Source organism: Paracoccus haeundaensis (assembly GCF_006239215.1).
GTDB lineage: Bacteria > Pseudomonadota > Alphaproteobacteria > Rhodobacterales > Rhodobacteraceae > Paracoccus > Paracoccus marcusii.
Genome location: NZ_VDDC01000016.1, coordinates 98,306 through 123,895, shown reverse-complemented (window position 1 = coordinate 123,895; position 25,590 = coordinate 98,306). Strand labels below are relative to the sequence as shown.

The window sequence follows — 25,590 nt, the reverse complement described above, 5'->3', positions numbered from 1 at the left end:
TCTCATTCGAATCTCCTCAGCTCACGCTACGAGAAAATTCTACGAATAAACCCCCTTAACGATGGGGAGGATTACCGCTGCAAATATCGCTTTCCCCAGCTGTCTACTTGGGGCTCTTCACGTCGATCTGCCGCCTATTGAGACTGAAGGGGTGCCCGGCATCCACTGCAATCCGCGCACTCGGGCCATAGCCGCCGCTTAGGCTCATTCAATGCTGCGTAGCCGCAAGCCCGGAAGCTGCCGCGCAGGCTTTCCGTCAGCTCTTGGTCAATGCCTCCAGCCCAGCGAAGTGCAAGGGGGCGGTGTGCTTAATCATCTCTAGAAGGTAGGTCGTATTCTTCTGTGTCTCGGCAACCAAGGCTGGATCAAAGCCCTTACCCGTGAAGTGCGACAGGTCATTGGTGAACTTGAGGATCGCGGTTTTCTTGTGGGGATCGAAGTCGGTCTTCTCGAGCTTTCGATAGAGTTTGTCCTTAGACGGAATGTGAAAATCTAGGAAGGTTTCTAGGACTTTCCGAGCGACGTTCGGAATGTGGTAGCAGCTCAAAATTAAGCCGTCGCTTTGGAATGAGTAGAGCACCTTGAACAAGTAATGGTATTCGGTTGCATGGTCGATCAGAAGCTGATCGAGGGGGACAAGACGCGCGGAGCGGCCCACATCAGTCTCGGAGCATAGCACCATCGAGTAAGAGCATTGCTTCTTGAGGGCGCCCGGGAGGTTTTGGAACCAGTTGATCACGAGCCGTAAGAACTCGTAATTGTGAGTCAGGATGAACAGTTGTTTGGCGCCCTGTGCCGTGACTTTCAAAAACGAAAAAGCCTGATAGATCGCGCCTGAATCAAGGCTGGAGATCGGGTCGTCGATGACAACAACTCCTTCGGCTAGGTCGAAATCCTGATCCTTCAGTTGGACGAGAAAGTATAGGAATGCGATGGCTGTCTTTTCTCCCTCGCTCAGTCGCCTTGCGGGTTTACCTCGACGCAGGACGACGTAGCCGTCCTTACTGTTCTCAAAGACCAAATCGGTGCGGCCGAGGAACTGCTTCAGATGCGCGGTCAGCTCTTCGCCACCTTTGTGCTCGTTCGAGATCTGGGCCTGCTTACTGGTGATCGATAGCGTGATATCAGCGAGGCTCCGCTTGTCCGGCAAGCCATCGCCGCCATTCACAAGAAGCTCTTCCTCGGCCTTTTTGGCGGTGATCTTAGAGGCAGTCTCACCGACCTGCTCTTGGATTGTCAGGAGGTAATGGGCCTCGATCTCATCTCTCGCCGCATGTTTCTCAAGTTCAAAGCCCTTGGTTTTGGCGTCGTGTCTTTGCATCACATCGGCAATCGATATGAGGGCCGCTTTCAGGGCTTCCGCATCTGACTCTACCTTAGCGTCATAGGCCTCGGTTCGTCGCGTCAGCTTGTCTACCAATACAGCATCGACAACGCGCACTCGCTGCCTGACAGATTCTAGCTCGGTCGCGAAGACCCTGGCGGCGGCGTCGTAATCAGCGCGAAGCTCGGAATATAGCGCGAGGCGATCCGGTAACGTGAACCCTTTGAGGGCTTCCAACACGCTGGAAAGCCATGCGCGCTCTTGGTCGATCTCGGCCTTGAGTTGTTGATCCTCCACGCTGAAGTGCTCCGCAATCGCCTGAAGCCGGGCAGCCGGTAATGGTTGCGAACAAAACTCGCAATTCTCGCTAGCATGAGTTTTGTGTAGGCCGATACCTTCTTCCACCCAGGTGGCGATCATCGGATGAGTGGCCAAGCGCGAGATTACGGCAGACGAAGCGGAGCGTATCGTGAGGGCTTTACAACGCTGCGCCAACACTTGAGCAGCACCCACCGGACCGATAGTCTTATCGGTGCCGGGCTCGACGATGCCGGGCACATTGAGCTTGCCTACCTCAGGCAATTGCACTTGACGGACGGTCGCGCGATGGACCTCCAGTTCGACGTTACTGAGTAATTTCGGACTTGTAAGCTTCGCGAAGGCTCTCTCGGCGTCGGGCCTGCGATAGGTGCGAAGGGTTGAGCCGCTCGTCGCCTCCCCGATGGTCTTAGCTATGGATGAGAAAATTTTCCCCCGCTCGGTTTCCAGCTTGGCGACGGCAGTAGTGATATCTTGGAGCCGCTTGGTGCGATCGTCCCTCAATGCAATTTCTGCCTTGATCTCTTCTGCGACGGACTTGTTCTCCTCGCCCAAGATCAGGATATGGCGAAGGGGACCCTCAAACCGACCGATGTTGGCCTCTACAAAGTCGCTGTTGAAGACGCGGACATTCCTCGCGTATCTCTGGCCATGGCTCAACGGCCCGGATTGCGTATCGACATAAAATTCGAGGTGCGGGTAATCACTATGTTCCCCAGCCTGGAGGCAAGCGAGAAACCGTGAAAAGGTTGTCTTACCTGAGCCATTCTCGCCGTAAACGATGTTGAATCGGTCGAATGCCTTAAGCTCCGGCGGTGCGGCGTAGTTATCAAATACGCCGAGGCTTTTGATCTTCTTGATATGTGTGAGCACTTTCCCTCCGCGCTCTACGCGAGCACCTGTCGCGGAATGGTGTTGGAAATTTGTAGGTGAGATTCATTTCGACGATACCGCAACTCATGCATCGCGGTCTATGCAGGTATCGCTTCGCAAGGAACTCGCAAACGCCCCAACTGTTCACTGCGCACTGCATGAATGCCTGGTTTCGAGAGTATCTGCGGCAGGCATGTGGCGCTGCCGATAGACCGCTTACCGCCCCTCCGCGGCGGATCGGGCGCGGGTCGATGCTGCGTTTAGGCCGAATGACCGCTCCTGCACCGTAAAGGTCTTGTTTTGCCGCACCGCCGAAAGGCCGCTCTCCGCCAATCCTGTTGACCGTAGGGTTCATTGCCTTTCGTCCTAGCGAGCGTCCGCTCTCAGCGATAGCGCGGTTGCGATGCTACAACATTGGCAGGCGGTTCGGCACGGTCGCCGTCGTTCCTGAATCTAGCGCACCTAATGGCCGTGTCTGCGGCTTCCGTATCTGAGCTACTCCCCGATTCATGGACCGCCGGATGCTGAAGATTTCCCGTTCGATCATGGCAACAGGCTCGCTGTGCCACCAGAGTAAAACGGTGCCATCGTGCGCTGCTTTTCCATTTAACCACTGCTCGCCAGCACAGTCCAAGTGCTTCCAGGCGCTGCTACACCCTGACGTAAAGGTCCAGTTTTGGATCTTACGCCCAGTCGTGATCCTTGATGTCCAGCTTTTGCATGCGGGAGGCAAGCGTGGTGGGGGGGAGCCCGAGCAGGGCTGCCGCTCCGAGCGGTCCCGAGACGCGCCCCTGCGCCTCTCGCAGCGCCGCGATCAGGTTTTGCCGGATCGCCTGCTGCATCTCGGCCTCGGTCCGCACGAGATTGTTGGGGCCGCTCACCGGCACGGGCGCTCCGAGGTCGAGAACCAGCTTGCCGCCGGCGGTCAGGATTACCGCCCGCTCGATCACGTTGCGCAGCTCGCGGACATTGCCGGGCCAGTCATAGGCCATGAGGCGCTGCATCACCCGCGTGGTCACAACGGGACGTTGCCGGTTCATGCGGCGGCAGGTCACCGCCAAAAGGTGATCGACCAGTAAGGGGATATCGTCGCGCCGGTCCCGCAACGGCGGGCAGGGCAGCGGGAAGACGTTAAGGAAGAGCGCCAGATCGGCGCGCAGGCGCCCGGCGGCGACCTCGGCCTCGACCGGGCGGGACAGCGCGACGACGACTCGGGCGTCCAGCGGCCGGGCGCGGGCATCACCAAGCCGGGTGACCTCGCCCGCCTGAAGCGCGGCGAGAATGCGGCCCTGAAGGTCCAGCGGCAGCTCGGCCAGATCCTCGAGAAACAGCGTGCCGCCATGCGCCAGTTCCAGCTTGCCGGGCCGGTCCCGCTGCGTGCCAAGCGCATGGGATCGGATATGGCCGAAAAGCTCAATCTCCAGCGCCTCAGGGGCGTGGGCGCTGCATTTCAGGTGGATCAGCGCGCGGCGGCTGCGACGGCTGGCCGTGTGGATCGCGGTCGCCACCAGAGACTTGCCGGTGCCAGGCTCGCCGGTGATCGTCACCGGCGCCTCGGTTGGGGCGACCAGGGCGATGCGGGTCAGGATCTGCTGCACCGCGCCCGAGGCACCGATGATCTCGTGATGCGCGCGCTCGGAGGTGATGGTCTCCTGCAAATAGGCGTTCTCCTGCTCGAGCCGGTCGCGGAGGGCGGCGACCTCTGCGAGGGCCTCGCGCAGCCGCCGCTCGTTCTCGTAGCGCTCGGTGATGTCGCGGAAGATCACCACGGCTCCGGCCAGGACCTTCTGGTCGTAGATCGGGGTCGAGACGTATTCGACGCGGATCGGCTTGCCGTCGCGGCGCCAGAAGACCTCGTCCTCGATCCGGTGGACCTGCTCGAAGCGGAAGCTGCGATAGATCGGGCAGTCGTGTTCGGGATAGCTGCGCCCGTCGAGGTGGTGGTGGTGGATCATGGAATGGATGTCGCGGCCAAGAAGGTCGGCGGCGGTCCATCCCAGCATCTCCTGCGCGGCGCGGTTCAGGAAGGTCGTCTTGCCCTCGGCGTTGACGCCGTAGATTCCCTCGCCGGCGGCGTTGAGGATCAGTTGGTTCTGCCGCTCCAGATCGGAAAAAAAGGTCTGCGCGCGCTTCCATTCGCCAAGGCCGTTGCGAAAGTTGCGCTGCGCCTCGGTCGCCTCGGCCCGCTGATCCAGCTCGTCCAGATCGAGGAGTATCATGGTTAAAAGGCCCGGCGTGCCTTTGTCGAGGCTGGCGCGAATTTCGAGCCGCAGAGGCCGGCCGTTCGAGTCGGCTACCGCAATCTCCCGCGTCCAGGCGCTGCCGCGGTGGGATATCTCGTCGAGGAAGACCAGGAAGCGGGGAAGCGCGTCACCCAGATGCGGCGCGAAAGGGTGGGGCAGGCTCTGGAGGCAAAGGAGCCGTCGCGCCGCCTCGTTCGCCGACGTCAGCCGGTCGCTGGCGAGGTCGAGGATGGCCACCGGAGCGGCGACCGACAGTGGAGAATCAGGGCGCTGGCACATGCCATAACTTTCGGAACCACCACCTTCGCGTCAAACGAAATATCGTAGGTAACGATATTTCGTAGATGTCTGAGAGAACGCATTAAGAAAAAGACGCTTTGGATCATAGGTTTATCTTTTTGCTCTCGGCTTATACCCATTGTTCACATACGCCTGCCGACTGTCGCATCCTTTGGCCAAAGAACAACAGGAGAGGCTCAGGATGACGATCAAGGCACTAGGAGATCCATTTTCCGCCAAGACCGACCTCCGGCATGGCGCGGGATGCGGATGCAAGGGCTGCACGGCCGAAGCGGCCGCGGCCGTGCCCGCCACCACCGAGGCGATGGTCGAGCGCGCGGTCGAAAGCGCGCTCGTCCGCTCGGTCTTCGGCCATAGCGACGTGTCGCGGCGGTCCTTCATGGGGATGGTCGGCGGCGGGGCGGTGGCGGCGGCTCTCGCGTCGGTCCTGCCGCTGGACAAGGCCAAAGCGGCCGTGCTGGAAACACTGGGCACGCCGGAGAAGACAGACCTGAACATCGGCTTCGTCGCCATAACCTGCGCAACCCCGATCATCATGGCCGAGCCGATGGGCTTCTATTCGCGCTATGGCCTCAATGTCGAGGTGATCAAGACCGCCGGTTGGGCCGTTGCCCGCGACAAATCGCTGTCGGGGGAATACGACGCCAGCCACATGCTGACGCCCATGCCGCTGGCGATGACGATGGGCGCGGGCTCGACCGCGCAGCCCTTCATCATGCCGGCGGTCGAGAACATCAACGGCCAAGCGATCGTGCTGGCGAACCAGCACCTGGACAAGCGCGATCCGCAGCAATGGAAGGGCATGACCTTCGGCGTGCCCTTCGAATACTCTATGCACAACTTCCTTCTGCGCTACTACGTCGCCGAGCATGGGCTGGATCCGGATCAAGACATCCAGATTCGTGTGGTCCCGCCGCCGGACATGGTGGCAAACCTGCGGGCGGGGAACCTCGACGGGTTCCTCTCGCCCGATCCCTTCAACCAGCGCGCGGTCTGGGAGGGGCTGGGCTTCATCCACCTGCTGACCAAGGATATCTGGGAGGGCCATCCCTGCTGCGCCTTCGCCGCCTCGGCGCGTTTCGCCACCGAGATGCCGAACACCTACGGCGCGCTGCTGCGGGCGATCATCGACGCGACGCAATATGCCTCGGACCCCGCGCATCGGACCGAGATCGCCGAGGCCATCGCGCCGACGAACTACCTCAACCAGCCGGTGCCGGTGATCGAGCAGGTGCTGACCGGCACCTTCGCTGACGGCCTCGGCAATGTCCGGCAAGAGCCGAACCGGATCGACTTCGATCCGTTCCCCTGGCAGTCGATGGGCGTCTGGATCCTGACCCAGATGAAGCGGTGGGGCTATGTCGATGGCGACATCGACTATCGCAGCATCGCCGAGCAAGTCTATCTCGCCTCGGATGCGCGGGCGGTGATGCGCGAGCTGGGCTATGACGCCCCGGCCGAGGGCTACCGGACGCATGAGATCATGGGCAAGGTCTTCGACCCCGCCGATCCCGAGGGCTACCTGTCCAGTTTCCAGATCGGACGTGGCGCATGAGCGGGACCCTGTCGCAGAACGGCAAGGCGGCCCTCCTGTCGCTGCTGATCCTGGCGGTCGGACTCATCGCGTGGGAGGTCTCGATCCCCGCCCAGCAAGCCGCGGGCGAATTGACCGAATACGAGCGCCTGATGGGCGGCGGCAGTGCGCGCGCAGGCATCCCGGCCCCTTCGCAGGTCGCTGCCAAGGCGTGGGAGCAGCTGAGCAACCCGTTCTACGATGCGGGGCCGAACGACAAGGGCATTGGCATCCAGCTGGCCCATTCGCTCGGCCGCGTGCTGACCGGATACGGCCTCGCGGCGGCCTTGGCGATCCCGCTCGGCTTCCTGATCGGCATGTCGCCTGTCGCCTACAAGGCTCTGAACCCCTTCATCCAGGTGCTGCGGCCGATCTCGCCCCTCGCCTGGATGCCCCTGGCGCTGTTCGTGATCCAGGACAGCGAGGCGAGCGCGATCTTCGTGATCTTCATCTGCTCGATCTGGCCGATGCTGCTGAACACCGCCTTCGGGGTCGCAGGCGTCCGGCAGGACTGGGTGAACGTCGCCCGCACGCATGAGCTGGGCGCGCTGCGCACCGCGATGACGGTGATCCTGCCCGCTGCCGCGCCGACCATCATCACGGGCATGCGCATTTCCATCGGCATCGCCTGGCTGGTCATCGTCGCGGCCGAGATGCTCGTGGGCGGAACCGGCATCGGATATTACGTCTGGAACGAGTGGAACAACCTGGACTTGGCCTCGGTCATCTTCTCGATCCTCATGATCGGTATCGTCGGCATGATCCTGGACAGCGCCTTCGGGCTCTTGAGCCGGCGTCTGGCCTATGCCGAGTGACAGGAGCACATCATGACCAAACCCTTTCTCAGCATCGAGCGCCTGACCCAACGCTTTCCTGACGGCAAGGGGGGTCAGGTGACCGTCTTCGAGGATGCCAGCTTCGGCATCGAACGCGGCGAGTTCGTCTGCATCCTCGGCCATTCCGGCTGCGGCAAGTCTACGATCATGAACATCCTGGCGGGGCTGGCCGAGCCGACCTCGGGCGTCGTTGCCATGGACGGCAGCGAGGTCAGCGGCCCCAGCCTCGACCGGGGCGTGGTGTTCCAGAACTACTCGCTGCTGCCTTGGCTTTCCGCGCTCGGCAATGTCCGCTTCGGCGTGCGGGCCCGGCACCCGGACTGGAGCCGCGCGCGCATCGACGAGCGGGCGCGGGAATACTTGGCGATGGTAGGCCTCAAGGGCGAGGCCATCGACCGCAAGCCAAAGCAGCTTTCGGGCGGGATGCGCCAGCGCGTCTCCATCGCGCGGGCCTTCGCCAATCATCCGAAGCTGCTATTGCTGGACGAGCCCTTCGGCGCGCTGGACGCGCTCACCCGCGGCACGATCCAGGACGAGCTGCTGAAGATCTGGTCTGGCACGGGGCAGACCGTCTTCATGATCACCCATGACATCGACGAGGCGATCCTTCTGGCCGACCGCATCCTTCTGATGTCGAACGGCCCCTACGCCCGCGTCGCGGAATCGGTCGAGATCACCATCCCGCGCCCGCGCGAGCGGACGGGCATCATCGAGCACCCGAACTACTACCCGATCCGCAACCATTTGGTGCAGTTCCTCGGCAAGCGCTCGAAAGAGCTGTCGGGCGCCCCCTCCAAGGGGCGGCCGCAATCCCCCGAAACCGTCCGCATCGACCTGACCGGACCCGGCGCCCCCGAGCCGGCGCGCCTCCGCGCCGTCCATCCCTGACCCCATTTTCAAGAAGGAGACCATCATGAAAGACCAAACCCACCTGCCGACCGCCCTGACCCGCGAGGACGTGACCGCCCAGATCCTGGCCGCCCGCAAGGCCGCCGGCATGACCTGGGAGGCCCTGGCCGAGGCCATCGGCATGTCCCCCGTCTTCACCCATTCCGCCGCCATGGGCATGAACGCCTTTCCGGCGGAAAAGGCCCAGGCGCTGGCGAAGGTGCTGGATCTAGACCCCGGCGCGGCCGAGCTGCTGTCCGAGCCGCCCACCAAGATCTGGAGCCAGGCGGTCCCGACCGACCCCTGCCTCTATCGCCTCTATGAGATCGTCGGGGTCTACGGCCCGACCATCAAGGCGCTGATCGAGGAGAAGTTCGGCACCGGCATCATGTCCGCGATCGATTTCGAGATGCACCTGACCCGTGAGCCCAACCCCAAGGGCGACCGCGTGAAGCTGGAGATGTCGGGCAAGTATCTCGGCTACAACGCTTGGTGAGATCGGGGCGGAGCGGTCGAGAGCTTCGGCTGCTCCGCCGACGTTTTGGATGAAGCGGATCCTGCGATGATACTCGACGTCTGATCGCCGGCTGGGAGATTTCGCCGGCGGTGGATATCGACTGACCCCGCTTGGCCTGGGCTTCGTCGATCTAGTGAAGTTGGTCCATGCCCCTGAGCGCGGCAATAACGCCGCGCTGGAACGACTGCAGTTCAGGAGTACGACGAAGCCATGGTCGGATACTTTGTCCTGCGACAAGTGTGAACCGGCAGGCCTCAAACAGGACGCGTCTGTCTTGACGTCTCTTTAGGCGCCTCTTAGCAGCAATGCTTCACAATTGTCAGTCGGCTCTCCGCCTCAGGTTGATCGCGCTGCGACTAAAGCTGCGGCACTGACAAGCGGCTGCTTCCAAGTCATACGGGAGGCTGTGCGCTGCACGACCAACAGGCCGCTATCCGCCCATTCTCGCTTTGTCCCTGTTGCTTGGCCCTCACCATAGCCCATTGAACCGGCTAACGGCTGTTCGCGTATACCGCGCTGTGTGCCTTGGATCACGGTGGCCAAGATAGTCCTGAATGAGTCGTAGGTCGTATCCGCGATTGGCGAGCGCGAAACCGCAGGAATGGCGCAGCATGTGGGGATGGATATGACCGAGACCGGCCCGTTCTCCAGCCGCCGCGAGGATATAGTTTACGGCCTGCCGGGTAAGCGGCTGCCGCCGTTCCGAAACGAACAGCCAAGGCAGAAAGTCGTCACGTTGGCCGAGCCAGCGTCGGATCGCCCGTAGTTCGTCTCCCTCGACGGGGTGCTCGACGCTCAGCCCGCGTTTTAGCCGCGGCACCCATAGGCGGGACTGCGCCAAATCGATATGATCCCGGTGTATGGCAATTGCTTCGGAAACCCGCAGCCCGTGCCGGAACATCATCAGGATAAGCAGATGATCCCGAGCGCCGTGCCGGCCAGCCTTGGCGCATGCGAGAAGCTTATCGATCTGAGCAAGGCCTAGATAGTCCCGACCGCGCTCATGGGCATCGGCGGCCGCATTTGCATCACTTTTGACATTTCGCCGTGTGGACATAACGTTTGACTGATCCGCTCAGGTCAAGAGAACATGCGGTCTGGTTCATTCTGTCAGCGCCAACTCTTTACGAAATGTATGTTCTGTAAAGAGTTTGGATCGCCTTGTAGCGGTGGGCTCGTCCAAAGCGGATTAGCTCTTAGGCTGCTGACCGATCGTTTTCGCAGCAAGGCGCCAGCGATGAAATGCCCGCCGCATCCTCTTGTCCCAATACACGTCAAGCGGGATCACGATGAGCAGGGGAACGAGGGCTGCAATACAGAGAGCTGAGACAATCAACATCAACGCGCGCGGGGTGAAATACTGGCCGGCGCCGGATTTTGTGTCCTCGGCGTTGCGCTCTAGCAGCCCCTCATAGATGTCGCCTTTGACGTCGGCGTCCAGCATCACCCACTTCTCACCATCCACCATGTCGATCAGGCGGAACAGCTTGGCCGGGTCGGTGATCTTGTTCTGCGCCTTGGTGAAGATCTGGCCCAGCATACCCTTTTGCTCGCCCAACTTTCGTAGCAGGGCGATGTAATGGGCCTCCTGCTCGGCCCCCTTGCGAAAGGTCAGGCTGGTCCAGTCATAGCCAGCGGGGATGCCGACATCGCGGTGATATGGCGGCTTGCCGTATCCGCCATTTTCAGGAAGATCAGATAGGTTAGCTGCTCCAGATAGTCGCCGTAGCCGACCCCATCGTCGCGCAGCGTCGTGCAGAAGCTCCAGACTTTGGAGACGATGGAGGCGGTGCTCATATTAATCCTCGTAAATGAGTAGGGTGTCGCTGTCGCGGTCCAGTTCCCATAGCTCGACATCAGCCGGGATCATGTGCGCCTGTGTGCGACGGAAATAGGCCAGCAAGGATTCATCGCGTCCAAGGCGCAGGCTGCGTTCGACGAAAAAGATCTTGCGGTATTGAGGCGGTGCCATGTGGAAATAGAACATTGCTTCGGCCCAGTTCTTCATCTTAGCACTGGGGATGCCGCCGCTGACGGTCCAAGTCTGGCATTTGCACTCCACGATCACCGGCGGATCGTCCGAGCCGAGATCGAAGGCGTGGTTCTTGAGAAGGTTGCCAAGGCCACAGGGCACCTTGTGGTTTAGTTCAGGACCACGATCTTGCGACACTTCGGCCTGTCGAGCGGCGGTACCGGCTCTCCGTCGCGCGTCCAGAGATCTATGCTGTCCACATGGATGCCCTCCGGCGCCATCCACCGAACCGTCTCTAGCTCAGCCGCTAGGTCGTCAGGATTAAGATCGGCGAGGCCGGCCTCCCGCGCCAAGGCTGTACCAAGCGCGTCGATGCCGCTGATCGCCTGGCTTCCCCTGCGCCGGCGGCTTTCGCCGTCGAGCATTAGGCCGAGATCGAGGTCCCGGCTGGTCGTGAGGTTGCGGCTGCCTATCCATAGGCGCCAGAAACGGTATGACTTCTCGTCCTCGTAGCAAATCAGCGCGGCCTTCGGGTGCCAGCTGTTTGAGCGCTCGCGATAGGGTATTTCTACCACAAATTGGTCGAGTACCGCCGCGATCCGGGGAAGCTTGGAACCGCGATGAATGCGTCCGCGCTGGACGATGAACCGAACTCGGTGGCGCAGCGTCTCAATTGCGCCGGCAAAGTCTGCTTTGTTCCCACCGGCATTGTCGCGGCCGCGCGCATGCAGGTTGAGGAGCGCGCCACCCAGTACGATTGGATCGGCTGAATAGGCGGCAAACAGTGCGAATCGCGTACGCGTGAGCTTTGGCGGTCGCAGCAGTTCGAGAAACGCCTGCCCTGGGAAATCTTCTGGTGTCTTCTTCATTCGCCCACGAGATCGCTGAGTAACATCTGCACCCGGTCCCATCGATAGTGGAGCGGCTCGCCGCGCGGGTGATGATCATTGTCCCAGTCGGCCCGCAGGTCGAGGCCGAACTGATTGCGCGACAGCCGCGCACGGCGGCCCTTCCGATGAATTTCTGCATCACGGTACACTGCCTCGAGCCGCATTGGATCGCTATGCCCGGCTCGGATCCACGACAATGTATTTCCCAGCGCTACTGAGACGACAGGCGAGAATTCACTCTTGTCCTGCATGTCATCAAGAAAAGCCGTCCAGTCGAGCCGCTCTGCCTGCGCCCCCCATTGCTTCAGAACCTTCGGCAGCGCGTCGCGTTGGGTCGAGGAGCGCTTGCTACCGTCTAGCGTGTCGCATAGCGTCTGGCCCTGCGCAGCATAGACAGCACGGCCAATTGCAGCCAGCGCGGCAGCTCGCCCCGCGCGTTCGAGCGCTGGCCGCTCGCTTTTGACGAGGTCGCGGATCTGGGGGCTCCATGCGGTCCGGCTCGATGACACGTCTTGCCCGACCAAGAGCGAGAAGATCGACGGTGCCCCCGGGTTCTTTGGCGAAGTGAGGCTCCGCAGCCGCTTCGCCAGGAACTTCTTCTCTTTTGGGGTGAGATCGAAGCTGAGCGTGCCTTCCCCCTCCTGATACCATTCTCCGGGGGGTTCGGGGCACGCAAAAGGCCAAGACATACCGTTCAGCAACGTACCCTCGTCGTCCTTCAGCGGGCCGCTGGCTTTACCAGAGATGATGCGTTCGACCTGATAGCGGCTGAGCGGCCCTGATCCGTCCTGCTCACGCACGATGCCCCAGCGTTGCAGCGCCCCCCAATATACCTGGCTGGGACGCTGCTCGACAGGTGAGGGGTAGTTTCGGATGCCGATGACGCCGAACGGCTCATTCTTCAGCCGCCCAGTAAGCAGATATTCGCGGTGCTTCACACTGTCTTGGGTCTGCTGTCCCTTTGACGGCTTCCCTTGTTCATCTTTGTAGAGCCAAGGCACGAACAGGACGTAGCGCAGCCGGGTGTGCAGGACCGAGGTGCCAGGAAAAAAGCGGTCGGCATAGCGTTGATGGATGATCAAGAAGCCAATTTCGTCACGGACACCTTTTTGATCTGCGTTCATGAACTTGCGCGCCTCGCGCATGGCGTCTGCACGCCCAACCGGCTCGCCAGCTCCGACACGGTCCCCTCGCCTTTCAGCGCCTCAAGTGCCACCTTCGCCTCGAACTCAGGGGCGTGCCGCTTTCGTCTCGACATCGTCGATCTCCTTCGTGATGAAGATCTGCAGACAGCAAAAACAGAGCTTACGTCAGTGCCCAGCTTTCAGGGGGCACCTCAGAAGTCCAGGTCCGCACCGCCGTTATAAACGGCGACGCTGCGCTCGGCATACCCATAACCGAGGCCGTAGGATAAGTCCGTCCGGGAAAAGGGACTCCGACCATAAGCCGATTTGTGTAACAGGGTCGATGGACACTTTCTTCCATATCCTGCGGAACAAGCGGCGAGCAGAGCATTGCTATAGGTCCCTGAGCGGTTGAACCATCAGCTGATTTCATGGTGTGATGGCGGTCGGGACAAGGGGGGCGGGTATCCGATGCGACGGGAGGATGGGCCGCGCTCTGTGATCGGCAGGTCGGGCAATGCACGGCGCATCTGGGTCGTGCTGGTGGTCATGACGCTTTGTCTTGCCGTGGCCATCGGCGGAAACGTCCTTCTGGCGCGATACTATATCGTCGCGACGGTGCCGCAGGGAGAGAACATCCTGCGGCTTGCCGTGTCGGGCCTTCGCGGAGAGCTGGCGCGATACGAGCGGCTGCCCGACCTCATGGACCGGAATCCCGTTCTGGTGCGCGCGCTGGCGCCGGATGCGGATCCGGTGCGGTTGGCCGCGGCGAACCTCTATCTGCGTCATCTGGCACGGCTGATGGGGCTGTCGGATGCCTATGTCATGGCACCTGACGGCATGACCGTGGCCGCCAGCAACTTCGATCAGGCGTTCAGCTTCGTGGGCGAACGGTTCGACTATCGCCCTTATTTCACCGATGCGCTGGCTGGGGGGCAGGGGCGGTTCTCGGCGCTTGGGACGACCTCGGGCAAGCGGGGGTATTACTTTGGCCGGGCGCTCAGGGACCGGGGGCGGATCGTCGGCGTGCTGGTGCTGAAGGTCGACATGGATGCGATCGAGGACAGCTGGCGTGCCGCCGAATACGAGATGATCGTGACCGACGGCGAGGGGATCGTCTTTCTGGCCAGCCGCCGCGACTGGCAGTTCCGCTCGATCGCGCCGCTGACGCCCCGGACGCGGGCGCGCATCGCCGCCACCCGGCGCTATGATGACGAACCGTTGCTGATGCTGCCCCTGCGCGTGGCGGGCGAGGCCGCAGGTCATGACATCCGACGGCTGGAGCTGCCCGAGACGCGGCGCGAGTTCCTGACCGTCTCCGAGGCCATGCCCGAGGCCGACTGGACCGTGCATGTGCTGCTGGACACAGCGCCCGCCCGGCGGCAGGCGCTGATCGGGACGCTGGCGGCGCTGATGATCCTGGGCGTGGGGGTGGCGCTGCTGACCGCCTGGGCGCAGCGCCGGGCACGCCTGCGCGAACGCCTGTCGATCCAAGCCGAGGCCCAGGCCCAGCTGGAAGGGCGCGTTGCCGCCCGCACGGCCGAGTTGGCGCAACTGAACGCCCGCCTTGGCGCCGAGGTCACGGAACGTCGCGCCACCGAGGCCGAGCTGCGCCGCACGCAGCGCCATCTGGTGCAATCGGCCAAGCTGGCCGCCCTGGGGCAGATGTCGGCGGCCCTATCGCATGAGCTGAACCAGCCTTTGGGCGCGGTGCGCAACTTTGCCGCCAATGCAGTGACCTATCTGGACCGCGACCGGGCCGCCGATGCCCGTCTGAACCTGACGCGCATCCTGTCGCTGACCGATCGCATGACCGAGATCGGCCGCACCCTGCGCAACTTTGCCCGCAAGCCCAATGCCCAGCTGTCCGACGTGGACCTGCATGACGTGCTGCGCGACGCGCTGGAGGTGATCGCCTGGCGCATCGACCGCCAGCCCGTCGCGCTGGTCGTGGACATGCCGCCGGGGCCGTTGCGGGTGCGGGCGGGGCCGGTGCGGTTCCAGCAGGTGGTGGTGAACCTGGTCGCCAATGCGCTGGACGCGCTGGACGGCCGGGCCGACAGCGCGATCCGCATTGAGGGGCGGCGGACGGACGGGCGCGTCCTGCTGACCGTCAGCGACAATGGTCCCGGCATCGCACAGGGGGTGGAGGATCGCATCTTCGATCCGTTCTTCTCGACAAAGGGGGTGGGCAGCGGGCTGGGGCTGGGGCTGTCGATCTCTTTCAATATCATCAAGGATTTCGGAGGCGAATTGCGCATCCTTCCCTGCGACCGCGGTGCGGCCTTCCGCATCGACCTGCCCGAGATCGCGCCATGATCGCGGGCCGCATCCTGCTGGTCGATGACGAGCCCGACATGCGCCTGTCCACCGCCCAGGCTCTGGAGCTGGAGGGGTTCGAGGTCGAGGAGGCCTCCGATGCGCAATCCGCGCTGGACCGCGTGGGGTTCGGTTTCGGCGGCATTGTGGTGACCGACATCCGCATGCCGGGCATGGACGGCCTGACCCTGATGAGCCGCATCCGCGAGATCGACGTGGACATCCCGGTGATCCTGGTGACCGGGCATGGCGACATCCAGCTGGCCGTGCGGGCGATGCGCGAGGGGGCCTATGATTTCGTCGAAAAGCCATTCGACAGCACGCAGTTGGCCGAGATCGCGTCCCGCGCGATGGATTACCGCCGGGTCGTGCTGGAGAACCGCGTGCTGCGGGCGGCGGCGGGGCAGGCCGACGACCTGGAGACGCGGCTGGTCGGGCGGTCCAACGTGATGATCGACCTGCGCCGCCGCCTGCGCACGATCGGCCCGACCGAGGCCGACGTGCTGATCGTCGGAGAGACCGGCACCGGCAAGGAGGTCGTGGCGCGTGCCCTGCACGACCTGTCGCCGCGCGCGGGGCGGCCCTTCATCGCCATCGACTGCGCCGCGCTGCCCGCGTCGCTGATCGAATCGGAACTGTTCGGCCATGAGGCGGGCGCCTTTCCCGGCGCCCTGCGCCCGCGTTACGGCAAGTTCGAACATGCCCGCGGTGGCACCATCCTGCTGGACGAGATCGGCTCGATGCCCCTGGACGTGCAGGGCAAGCTGCTGCGCGTGGTCCAGGACCGGGTGATGTTCCCCCTGGGCGCGGATGAGGGGCGGGCGCTGGACGTGCGCTTCATCGCGACCTCGCGCCAGCCGCTGGAGGAGGAGGTCGCGGCGGGGCGGTTCCGCGCCGATCTGCTGTACCGGCTGAACGTGGTGACGCTGACCATGCCGCCGCTGTCCGCGCGGCGCGAGGACATCCAGCTTCTGTTCATCAAGCTGGTGCAGGAGGCAGCCGCCCGCCACCGCCGTGCCGCCGTGGCCGTGCCCCCCGCCCTGCTGGCCGAGATCGCCGAACGCGCCTGGCCCGGCAATGTCCGCGAATTGCGCAACGCCGCCGACCGCCACGCCCTGGGCATCGCCCTACAGCCGGCCGAGGATCGCAGCCCCGAACAGCAGCGCCTGGCCCACCGGGTCGCGGCCTTTGAACGCGACGTGATCGTGGCGACCCTGGCCGCGCATGGCGGGCGGCTGAAGCCGGTCTATGAATCGCTTGGCCTGTCGCGGAAGTCGCTTTACGAAAAGATGCAGAAATACATGATCGACAAGACGCATTACGTCGATGCGGGCGACGATCCCGACCTGTGATGGGGGGATTTCCACCCACGCGATGACGCCGATGTTACCGAATCCACCCATCGCCGCGACTTGGCGGCGCTTTTCCCGCGCGCCCGGCGCATGGCGGCATTGCGTGCACGGCATGGCACGGCCTAGCTGAAGGGGCTTTGTTGGGCCGCCACGCGCAAGACGTGCGGCCCCGGAAAAATCTGGGAGGATTTTCATGCGTTTCATGACCGTCGCCGCGACCGTCGCGGCCACCTTCAGCCTGTCGCCCGCCTTTGCCCAGGATGACCGCGCCGACTGGCCCAGCAGCCTGACCATCGGTACCGCCAGCCAGGGCGGCACCTATTTCATCTATGGCACCGGTCTGGCCGGACTGATCAGCCAGAACCTGGACCTGAACGCCTCGGGCGAGGTCACCGGCGGCCCGGTGCAGAACGCTACCCTGGTCGAGACCGGCGACCACCAGATCGGCCTGGTCACCATGGGCCCCGCCTACGAGGCCTGGACCGGCAACAGCGAACTGGCGCCGGGGGTCGAGCACAAGGCCCTGCGCGCCCTGTTCCCCATGTATCAGACCCCGTTCGAGGCCGTGGCGCTGCAGTCGTCGGGCATCGCGGACGTCACCGACATGGCGGGCAAGCGCGTCTCGGTCGGACCGGCGGGCGGCACCGCCGCCACCTATTGGCCGCGCTTCTTCGAGGTGCTGGGCGTCGACGCGACCATCAGCTATGCCGGGGCCAACGACGCCACGAGCCAGGTCAAGGACGGCCTGATCGACGCCTTCGCCTTTGCGGCCGGCGTGCCGATCAGCGCCTTTGCCCAGATCGCGGCCGAGAACCCGGTCAACATCTTCGGCTTCACCGAAGAGCAGCGCGCGCAGATCCTCGAGGCGATGCCCGAAGTGGCCGCCTTCGAGGTGCCCGGCGGCATGTATCAGGGCTTCCCCGAGGGGCATGGCACGGTCGCCATGTGGAACTTTGCCGTCGCCCATCAGGACATGCCCGAAAGCCTGGCCTATGAGATCACCAAGCTGGTGATGGAAGGCAACGAGGCGATGATGCAGATCCACGCCACCGCCGCCGAGACCCTGCCCGAGAACGTCGACAAGAACACCTTCCTGCCCTACCATCCGGGCGCCGTGCGTTACTTCGACGAGGTCGGGGTCGAAATCCCGGCCGAACTGCGCGGCTGAGCGCATTCTCCGGGGGCTGCGGCCCCCGGATCCCTTTCCCTTTTCCCCCATGATCGGACCGACTGCCCGGACCCCGTCCGCGCGGTCCTTGCCGACGGAGACCCCTCATGTCAGTTGATGCTGCATCTGTGGCAGGGACCGGACCCGTCATCGCGCAGGGCGTCGATGACGAACCGATGGCCCCCAACCAGCGCGACCCCCGCGCCGGAACGGGTGTGCTGATCGCGGTCCTCTGCGCCGCCTATACGTTGTTCCACCTGTTCGTCATGGTCGTCTATCCGCTGGAGACCTGGACCTACCGCATGATGCATGTCTGCGGCGGCCTGATCATCGGCTTCCTGACCTATTCCGCGCTGACGCAGCGCAGCGACACCGCCACCGCCCCCGCACGCCGCGGCATGGCCGAACGGGCCCTGCTGGGCGTGGCGGCCCTGGGCGTGGGCTATGGGCTGGCGGTCATCGCCTATGCCTGGGGCGCCTGGTGGCTGGCCGGGGTGGCGATGCCGCCGGCCTTCGGGTTCCGCACCTATGGCCTGCCGCTGGCCATCGGCACGGGCGCGGCCATCGTCGCGGGCTGGCTCTATTCGTCGCGGGACCGGTCGCGGATCTATCCGGGCGACCTGATCCTGTGCCTGGCCTCGATCGCGGTCCTGGGCTACATCCTGTTCGTCGTGGGCGCGCTGCGCATGCGGGCGGGCACGGCGATGGCGCAGCCGGGCGATCTGTGGGCCGCGGTCACCGGGGTCATGCTGATCCTGGAGCTGACGCGCCGCCTGACGGGCCTCGCGCTGGTGATCATCGTCGCGGTCTTCATCGGCTACAGCTTCCTGGGGCCGTGGCTGCCGGGCTTTCTGAACCATCGCGGCTATACGGCGACGCGGTTCTTCACCTACATCTTCACCGACCAGGGCATCCTGGGCGACCCGATCGCGGTCAGTTCGACCTATATCATCCTGTTCATCGTCTTCGCAGCCTTCCTGCAGGCGTCGAAGGTGGGTGATTACTTCGTGAACTTCGCCTTTGCCTGCGCCGGTCAGGCGCGGGGCGGTCCGGCCAAGGTCGCGGTCTTTGCATCGGGTCTGATGGGCATGATCAACGGCACCTCGGCGGGCAACGTGGTGTCCACCGGCTCGCTGACCATCCCGCTAATGAAAAAGGTCGGCTATTCGCCGAAATCCTCGGCCGCGATCGAGGCCACGGCCTCCTCGGGCGGGCAGATCCTGCCGCCGATCATGGGCGCGGGCGCCTTCATCATGGCCGAGGTCACGGGCATCCCCTATACCGACATCGTCATCGCCGCGATCATCCCGGCGCTGCTGTATTTCGTGTCGGTCTACTTCATGGTCGACCTCCAGGCGCTCAAGCTGGACATGAAGGGCCTGCCCCGGTCCGAACTACCGCAGTTCAAGGTGCTGATCCGCCAGGTCTATCTGTTCCTGCCGATCATCATCCTGATCTATACGCTGTTCGCGGGCTATTCCGTGATCCGGGCGGGCGCGATGGGCATGGCCGCGGCGGCGATGGTCAGCTGGCTGACGCCGCACCGCATGGGCCCGCGCCAGATTTTCAACGCGCTGGACATGGGCGCCAAGATGACCATCCAGATGGTCGCGGTCTGCGCCGCGGCGGGCATCATCGTGGGCGTCATCGCGCTGACCGGGGTGGGGGCGCGGTTCTCATCGCTGCTTCTGTCGATCGCGGATCAGAACCAGTATCTGGCGATGTTCTTTGCGATGTGCATCTCGATCATCCTGGGGATGGGCATGCCCACCACCGCCGCCTATGCGGTCGCCGCCGCCGTCGTGGCGCCGGGGCTGATCGCCCTTGGGGTGCCGGTGCTGGTGGCGCATTTCTTCGTCTTCTACTATGCGGTGATGTCGGCCATCACGCCGCCGGTGGCTCTGGCCGCCTATGCGGGGGCGGCCCTGTCCGGGTCCGACCCGATGAAGACCAGCGTCGAGGCCTTCCGCCTGGGCCTTGCGGCCTTCATCGTGCCCTTCATGTTCTTCGGCTCTCACGAGCTGCTGATGCAGGGCGAATGGATCGACATCATCCATGCGACCGCGACTGCGCTGCTGGGCATGTTCCTGCTGTCGGCGGGGGTGATCGGCTACTACTTCGGGCACGCGTCGATGGTGGTGCGTCTGGTGCTGATCGGGGCCGCGCTGTCGATGATCGCCGTGGGCTGGGTGACCGACCTCCTCGGCCTGTCCGTGGCCGCCGCGCTGTTCCTCTGGCAGCGCCGGATGGTGACGCCCACGACCCTGACGCATGGCCGCGCCGACTGAAACAAGGCTGCGGCCCCCGGATCGGGGCCGCAGCGGTCATGGTGGCCAGGTCACCTGTGCGTCCAGCACTGCCGTTCACTCTCTGGCGCGCGCCAGCAGTTGCACGATCAGCTCTCGCGTCGCTTCCGCACGGACCGGGTTGGGATAGTTGCGGTTCGCCAGGACCACGACGCCGATCCGTTCGGACGGCACCATCGCGACGTAAGAGCCAAAGCCGTTGGTCGCCCCCGTCTTGTTCAGATAGACGTCCCCCTCCAACTGGCGCGCGTCGACCTTGGTCATGGGTTGCGGCGACATCGCCATGTCCGGCGAATTTCCGGCCGCCAGCGCAGCTGCATCCACGGGCCAAGGATACCCTTCCCAGATCATGGCCTGCGCGTAATGGGCTGTGTCGTAGTCCGACCGGCGCGTCCGCGCCAGCGCTGCCGTGATCTCGCCCTCCAGGGTAAGATTGCGCAGATGGGCGTCCAGGAAACGGGTCATGTCGGTCACCGACGACTTGATGCCATAGGCCTCGGCATCCAGCATGCCGGGGTTGACGCGGATCGGGCTGTCGTCCGTTCTGGAATAACCGAAGGCATAGCGCGCCATCTCGGCGTCGGGGACATCGACGAAGGTGCTGCCCAGACCCAGTCCGGGAAGAAGGTCACGGGCCAGCGCATCCGTGTAGGTCGTCCCGAACTGCTCTCCCGCGATCAGCCCCAAAAGGCCGATGCTGACATTGGAATAGGCGCGCCGCGTGCCGGCCCCGCCCTGCGGCGTCCAAGCGTTCAGATAGGTCATCAGGCCGTCCATGTCCGTGACCGCGTCGGGCACCTGCAGGGGCAGGCCACCCGTGGCATGGGCGGCAAGATCGGCCAGCGTCACCGCATCGAAGGCGCTGCCCGCCAGCGCAGGCATCCGGGATGACACCGGGTCCTGCAGGGACAAAAAGCCGCGCTGTTCCGCAAGGGCCGCCAGGGCCACGGTGAACAGCTTGCTGTTCGATCCCAGCTCGAACAGCGTGTCGCGGTCGACGGGGCGCGATGCCGCGCGATCGGCCAATCCATCGGTGAAGAAGAACTGCTGTCCGTCCATCGTCACGCCGATGGCGATGCCGGGAATGTCGAACTCCTCGATGACGGGGCGAAAGACGCTTTCGCTGATCTGCTGGAATGCCTGCTCGGTCAGCCCTTGGGCATGGGCGGGGGTCGTCAGCAGCACGGCTGCGACAGCCACGGTTCGGATGATGGTCATGGGATTCCCTCTGGCGTCGCGACGGCGCCGCGACATGAATTAATTTTGCCAGCCAGAGCTATTGTGATCGTGCATGGGCATCAAATCATGGTTTCTTGCCCTATCGTTGAGAAATTCTAATGGATGCGTGATGGATCGGCCCAACATCCCCCTGAATGCGCTGCGGGCCTTCGAAGCCGCGGCCCGGCACCTGACGCTGTCGAAGGCCGCGATCGAACTGTGCGTGACGCAGGCGGCGCTCAGCCACCAGATCCGCAACCTCGAGGAACGCCTTGGCGTGGCCCTGTTCCGGCGTGTGCCCCGAGGGCTGGTACTGACCGACGAGGGTGCGGCCCTGGCCCCGGTCCTGACCGGATCGCTGGACCTGATCGGCGCGACGCTGGACCGGTTCTCGAGCGGGCGCTATCACGAGGCGCTGCATGTGGGCGTGGTCGGAACCTTTGCGACGGGCTGGCTGATCCCGCGCCTGGCCGGGTTCGAGGCGGCGCATCCCGAGGTGGACCTGCGCATCTTCGCCAACAACAACCGCGTCAGCATTCCGGGCGAAGGGCTTGACCTGGCCATCCGCTTTGGCGACGGGTCGTGGCATGGGCTGCAGGCCACCCGCATCATGGACGCACCCCTGGCCCCCATGTGCGCCCCGGACCGCGCCAGGACCATGTCCGGCCCCCAGGCGATGCTGGAGCAACCGCTGCTGCGATCCTATCGGACAGGCGAATGGGAACGGTGGTTCGCAGGGCTGGGCCTGGCCTGCCCGCCCCTGCGGGGGCCGATGCTGGACAGCTCCATCGCCCTGGCGGACATGGCGGCGGAGGGGCACGGGATCGCGCTGCTGCCGCCTGCGCTTTTCGGCCACTGGACGGATCGCGGCCGTCTTGTGACCCTGTTCGATCATTCCATTGCCGCAGGCGCCTATTGGCTGACCCGCCTGCAATCCAGGCCGGAAACCAGCGGAATGCGCAGCTTTCGAGAGTGGCTGTGCCGGGAGGTAACGGATCAGCCGCCCGCGACGGGCTGACCGCCCGCCCCTGCACGACCGATCAGGTGCGGGGCAAAACCGTCGTGTCAGTCAGGCCCATGCGACCTTCAGGGGTGGCAGGACGGCAATGTCTTCGATGGCATAGGCGATGCCGTCCACCAGCAGGCCGTCGGGCATCTCGTACCGAAGCGGCTGGCATGCGATCTGCCTGAAGCCCAGCGTCCGTGCCAGACCTGCGCTGGCCGTGTTGGGCGCGGCATGACCGGTCGTCACCAGACGTGCGTCCAAGGCCCCAAAGGCGGCCCGTATCATCGCGTTCACCGCCTGAGCCCCATATCCCTGGCGGCAGGCTGAGGACCGCACCCAGTAGGACAGTCGGAACTGGCCCCGCCGCCACTGCGGGATCAGATCGACCGCGCCGACACAGACGCCCGAGGCCCATGCAAGATAGGACAGCCGCTCGCGTCGTTGTGCAGCCTCCACCGCTTCCGCTAGCCGCTCTGATTGCCACCGGGCATCCCGTTCGTGTCCAGGGTTCCCCATCGTCCCGTGAAACCACGGCACCAATTCTGCATGGCTTTCGCCCCTGGCCTGCGCCACCGCGGCGGCGTCATCAACGCTCGCGGGGCAAAGATCCAGCCGGGATGTCCGAACGATCCGCGGCGGGACATATGACGCGGGATCCTTCAGGCGCGCGTAGGGCGGGGGCATGCGCTTCTCCATGGTCTGCGAGCATGATTATCGCCCGGATCGACAGCCATGGGAATAAGACTGCCGTGCGCCGAACACGTGCCTGCATTCCCGCCCAGATCGCGAAATGCCACGGGCGGGCTAGTCGCGGACCGGGCTGTGCCCCAGAAACGCGTCGCGACCGTCCCGATGGAAAGCACAATGTCATGCCCGCCCGCATCGCCCACCTGTCCCTGCTGGTCCCGGACTGCGACGCCGCGCTCGACTTCTTTTGCCGGATCGGTTTCGAGTGCCGGGAGGATACCGAACTGGGCGATGGCAAGCGATGGGTGCGGATTGCGCGGGTGGCGATACCGAGATCCTGCTTGCCCGGGCCGTCGGAGACCGCCAGACCGCGACGATCGGAGAGCAGGGCGGCGGGCGGGTCTGGCTTTTCCTTGAGACGGACGATTTCGCGCGCGACTATCAGCGCCTCCAGGCCGCGGGCGTGACGTTCGAGACGCTTCCGCGCGACGAGCCTTACGGGCGTGTCGTCGTCTGGAGGGATCCCTGGGGAAATCGTTGGGACCTGATCGAACATGCCCGTTCCAACCGCGACGGAACGGGCAGCTGAAGTCCGCGTCGCGCCGGTATCCTCGATATGGATCGCGGGTCTCAGGACGGCGGTACCCGCGACGCGATCCTCGACGCACCCATCCGCCGCGCCCTCCGCTACGGCCGATGATGTCGCATCTACTGCCTTTCCCCCTCCGGCCATCACGGATCGTGCCCATCCGCGGCTGCGGCACGCCCGCGACCGCCGCCTGATGGATCGTGCGCGTGATGCGCACAGGGAATACCTTGGACAGCACCCGTGCCACGCGGTCCGTCCTCAAGTGACAGCGTCGAGGCCACCAGGGCGGGCATAGCATAATTGCCGGTGCCTCCCGCCGCATGGCGCCAAATTCATTGCTCGGAAAGCACAACCGCGTCCGGGGGGCCGGCAGTGCAGCAACCAGACCCCACCGACCGTCGATACAGGACCACGCGGCGGTGCCTCACCCCCTGTGCACCCCTGACATCGGCCCAAGGTGCCACCCGTGACGCAGATGCGCCACAGGGCGGCGGGCGCGACATCGATGCCCTTGCGCGGCCGCGACCAGTAGGAGCACTATGATTCCAGACGACGATGGGTCCGGTCATGTGCCCGTGGTGCAGGCGGTGGCCGGTCCGAAACCGACATGCCCGCGGGGCGTGCCCCTGCCGTGAAAGGCCCCCGATGTTCGACAATGCAGATGCCATCCTGCTGGCCCGGATCCAGTTCGCCTTCACGGTCAGCTTCCACTTCCTGTTCCCCGCCTTCACGATCGGGCTGGCCAGCTTTCTGGCGGTCCTGAACGGGCTGTGGCTGTGGACAAAGGACCACAAGTACCTGGATCTGTTCCGATACTGGGTCAAGATCTTTGCCCTGGCCTTTGCCATGGGCGTCGTGTCGGGCATCGTGATGTCCTATCAGTTCGGCACGAACTGGTCGGCCTTTTCCGACAAGGCGGGGCCGGTCATCGGCGCGCCGATGGCCTATGAGGTCCTGTCGGCCTTCTTCCTGGAGGCCGGGTTCCTGGGGATCATGCTGTTCGGGCGCGACCGCGTCGGGCCCACGCTGCACATGATCGCCTGCGCCGCGGTGGCGTTGGGCACGGCGTTCTCGGCCTTCTGGATCCTGTCGGTCAACAGCTGGATGCACACCCCAGCGGGCTTCGAGATCGACCCCGAGACGGGGCAGTTCCTGCCCACCGACTTCTGGCAGGTGATCTTCAACCCGTCCTTTCCGTTCCGGCTGATGCACACGGTGACCGCGGCCTATCTGACCACGGCCTTCATCGTGGGGGGCGTGGCGGCCCTGCACCTGCTGCGCCACCGGCACCGCCGCGACAAGGTCAGCCCGGCCACGCGGACCATGTTCAGCATGGCGATGTGGATGGCGGCGATCTTTGCCCCGGTCCAGATCGTGCTGGGCGATTTCCACGGCATCAACACGCTGGAGCACCAGCCGGCCAAGGTCATGGCGATGGAGGGCCATTTCGAGAGCCATGACGAAGGCGCGCCGCTATACCTGTTCGGCATCCCGAACCAGGACGAACAGCGCCTGGACTATGCCATCGGCATCCCCAAGCTGTCGTCCCTGATCCTGAAGCACGACCTGAACGCGCCGCTTGCGGGCCTGGACACCATCCCGCGCGAGGATCAGCCCCCCGTGGCCATCGTCTTCTGGTCGTTCCGCATCATGGTCGCGCTTGGCTTTGCCATGCTGGGGATCGGGGTCTGGTCGCTGTGGGCGCGCTGGCGGGGGATGCTGTTCGACAGCCCCATGCTGCACCGCGCCGCCCTTGTGATGTCGCCCGCGGGGCTGATCGCCGTGCTGGCCGGATGGGTCACGACCGAGGTCGGGCGGCAGCCCTTCACCGTCTATGGTCACCTGCGCACGGTGGACAGCGCCGCACCCCTGGACGCGGCCGCGGTGGGGGCATCGCTGGTGGCCTTCATCATCGTCTATTTTGCGGTCTTTGGGGCGGGGACATACTATATCCTGCGTCTGATGAGCCGCTCTCCGGCAAATAACGAACCGCGGCTGAAGGACGTGACCAACAGCCCGACGCGCACGGCGGGCACCACGCCCGCCCAGCAGCACCCGACCCGCAACGTCCAACCCGGAGAGTGACC

At 64.2% G+C, this 25,590-nt stretch carries 21 protein-coding genes; 11 read left to right on the top strand and 10 right to left on the bottom strand.

The window, feature by feature from the left end:
* Positions 1–256: 256 nt before the first annotated feature.
* Together FHD67_RS10685 and FHD67_RS10680 are read right to left on the bottom strand one after the other, a co-directional pair.
* A complete protein-coding gene (locus FHD67_RS10685) occupies positions 257–2,515 on the bottom strand; it encodes an AAA family ATPase (RefSeq protein ID WP_139598686.1) in 2,259 nt (752 codons plus the stop codon).
* 683 nt (positions 2,516–3,198) lie between these two features.
* Entirely contained in the window at positions 3,199–5,037 is a 1,839-nt protein-coding gene (locus tag FHD67_RS10680) for a sigma 54-interacting transcriptional regulator (RefSeq protein WP_139598685.1), read from the bottom strand.
* A gap of 202 nt (positions 5,038–5,239) precedes the next feature.
* Between FHD67_RS10680 and FHD67_RS10675 the strand changes: the two genes are divergently transcribed.
* From FHD67_RS10675 to cynS, 4 genes are read left to right on the top strand one after another with little or no spacing between them, the layout of a single operon-like run.
* Positions 5,240–6,613: a CmpA/NrtA family ABC transporter substrate-binding protein gene (locus tag FHD67_RS10675; RefSeq protein ID WP_046000459.1), complete on the top strand. Its 1,374-nt coding sequence runs from the start codon at positions 5,240–5,242 to the stop codon at positions 6,611–6,613.
* On the top strand, positions 6,610–7,446 hold the full coding sequence (ntrB, locus tag FHD67_RS10670; RefSeq protein ID WP_046000458.1) for a nitrate ABC transporter permease: 837 nt from the start codon (positions 6,610–6,612) through the stop codon (positions 7,444–7,446). The genes FHD67_RS10675 and ntrB overlap by 4 nt, the downstream gene beginning before the upstream one ends.
* A gap of 12 nt (positions 7,447–7,458) precedes the next feature.
* Positions 7,459–8,355: an ABC transporter ATP-binding protein gene (locus tag FHD67_RS10665; protein ID WP_046000457.1), complete on the top strand. Its 897-nt coding sequence runs from the start codon at positions 7,459–7,461 to the stop codon at positions 8,353–8,355.
* Between the two features lie 25 nt (positions 8,356–8,380).
* Positions 8,381–8,851, top strand: a complete 471-nt coding sequence (gene cynS, locus FHD67_RS10660) for a cyanase (RefSeq protein ID WP_046000456.1) — start codon at positions 8,381–8,383, stop codon at positions 8,849–8,851.
* 490 nt (positions 8,852–9,341) lie between these two features.
* On the opposite strand, the gene FHD67_RS21185 is transcribed toward cynS, so the two are convergent.
* From FHD67_RS21185 to FHD67_RS10635, 6 genes are all read right to left on the bottom strand, one after another.
* Positions 9,342–9,929, bottom strand: a complete 588-nt coding sequence (locus FHD67_RS21185) for a tyrosine-type recombinase/integrase (protein ID WP_139598684.1) — start codon at positions 9,927–9,929, stop codon at positions 9,342–9,344.
* Between the two features lie 132 nt (positions 9,930–10,061).
* Positions 10,062–10,412, bottom strand: a complete 351-nt coding sequence (locus FHD67_RS20700) for an N-6 DNA methylase (RefSeq protein WP_064503556.1) — start codon at positions 10,410–10,412, stop codon at positions 10,062–10,064.
* A 71-nt stretch (positions 10,413–10,483) separates the two neighbouring features.
* Entirely contained in the window at positions 10,484–10,669 is a 186-nt protein-coding gene (locus FHD67_RS20695) for a type I restriction-modification system subunit M N-terminal domain-containing protein (RefSeq protein WP_064503555.1), read from the bottom strand.
* 1 nt (position 10,670) lies between these two features.
* Positions 10,671–11,042: a hypothetical protein gene (locus tag FHD67_RS10645; RefSeq protein ID WP_176695102.1), complete on the bottom strand. Its 372-nt coding sequence runs from the start codon at positions 11,040–11,042 to the stop codon at positions 10,671–10,673.
* The gene (locus tag FHD67_RS10640) at positions 11,015–11,713 is read right to left on the bottom strand and encodes a hypothetical protein (protein WP_046000827.1); all 699 of its coding nucleotides are present in this window, start codon (positions 11,711–11,713) and stop codon (positions 11,015–11,017) included. Before FHD67_RS10640 ends, FHD67_RS10645 begins: the two co-directional genes overlap by 28 nt.
* Complete coding sequence (locus FHD67_RS10635) at positions 11,710–12,879, bottom strand: DUF6361 family protein (RefSeq protein ID WP_052715225.1); 1,170 nt, start codon at positions 12,877–12,879, stop codon at positions 11,710–11,712. The genes FHD67_RS10640 and FHD67_RS10635 overlap by 4 nt, the downstream gene beginning before the upstream one ends.
* Before the next feature lie 477 nt (positions 12,880–13,356).
* Here FHD67_RS10635 and FHD67_RS10630 point away from each other — a divergent pair, with 477 nt between their 5' ends.
* From FHD67_RS10630 to FHD67_RS10615, 4 genes are all read left to right on the top strand, one after another.
* On the top strand, positions 13,357–15,177 hold the full coding sequence (locus tag FHD67_RS10630; RefSeq protein ID WP_218062298.1) for a sensor histidine kinase: 1,821 nt from the start codon (positions 13,357–13,359) through the stop codon (positions 15,175–15,177).
* Positions 15,174–16,529, top strand: a complete 1,356-nt coding sequence (locus tag FHD67_RS10625; RefSeq protein ID WP_139598682.1) for a sigma-54-dependent transcriptional regulator — start codon at positions 15,174–15,176, stop codon at positions 16,527–16,529. Before FHD67_RS10630 ends, FHD67_RS10625 begins: the two co-directional genes overlap by 4 nt.
* A gap of 193 nt (positions 16,530–16,722) precedes the next feature.
* On the top strand, positions 16,723–17,697 hold the full coding sequence (locus tag FHD67_RS10620; protein WP_045982785.1) for a TAXI family TRAP transporter solute-binding subunit: 975 nt from the start codon (positions 16,723–16,725) through the stop codon (positions 17,695–17,697).
* 107 nt (positions 17,698–17,804) lie between these two features.
* A complete protein-coding gene (locus tag FHD67_RS10615; protein ID WP_139598681.1) occupies positions 17,805–19,985 on the top strand; it encodes a TRAP transporter permease in 2,181 nt (726 codons plus the stop codon).
* 75 nt (positions 19,986–20,060) lie between these two features.
* Here the strand turns inward: FHD67_RS10615 and ampC are convergent, their stop codons facing one another.
* Positions 20,061–21,221: a class C beta-lactamase gene (ampC, locus tag FHD67_RS10610; protein ID WP_139598680.1), complete on the bottom strand. Its 1,161-nt coding sequence runs from the start codon at positions 21,219–21,221 to the stop codon at positions 20,061–20,063.
* Between the two features lie 130 nt (positions 21,222–21,351).
* On the opposite strand from ampC, the gene FHD67_RS10605 reads away from it, so the two are divergent.
* Positions 21,352–22,239 carry a LysR family transcriptional regulator gene (locus FHD67_RS10605; RefSeq protein WP_139598679.1) on the top strand — a complete coding sequence of 296 codons (888 nt, stop codon included), beginning with the start codon at positions 21,352–21,354 and terminating at the stop codon, positions 22,237–22,239.
* 51 nt (positions 22,240–22,290) lie between these two features.
* Here the strand turns inward: FHD67_RS10605 and FHD67_RS10600 are convergent, their stop codons facing one another.
* Positions 22,291–22,911 carry a GNAT family N-acetyltransferase gene (locus FHD67_RS10600; RefSeq protein ID WP_176695101.1) on the bottom strand — a complete coding sequence of 207 codons (621 nt, stop codon included), beginning with the start codon at positions 22,909–22,911 and terminating at the stop codon, positions 22,291–22,293.
* 304 nt (positions 22,912–23,215) lie between these two features.
* Between FHD67_RS10600 and FHD67_RS10595 the strand changes: the two genes are divergently transcribed.
* Together FHD67_RS10595 and FHD67_RS10590 are read left to right on the top strand one after the other, a co-directional pair.
* On the top strand, positions 23,216–23,503 hold the full coding sequence (locus FHD67_RS10595) for a VOC family protein (RefSeq protein ID WP_339819622.1): 288 nt from the start codon (positions 23,216–23,218) through the stop codon (positions 23,501–23,503).
* Positions 23,504–24,148: 645 nt separating this feature from the next.
* On the top strand, positions 24,149–25,588 hold the full coding sequence (locus FHD67_RS10590) for a cytochrome ubiquinol oxidase subunit I (RefSeq protein WP_045982780.1): 1,440 nt from the start codon (positions 24,149–24,151) through the stop codon (positions 25,586–25,588).
* Positions 25,589–25,590: the final 2 nt, after the last annotated feature.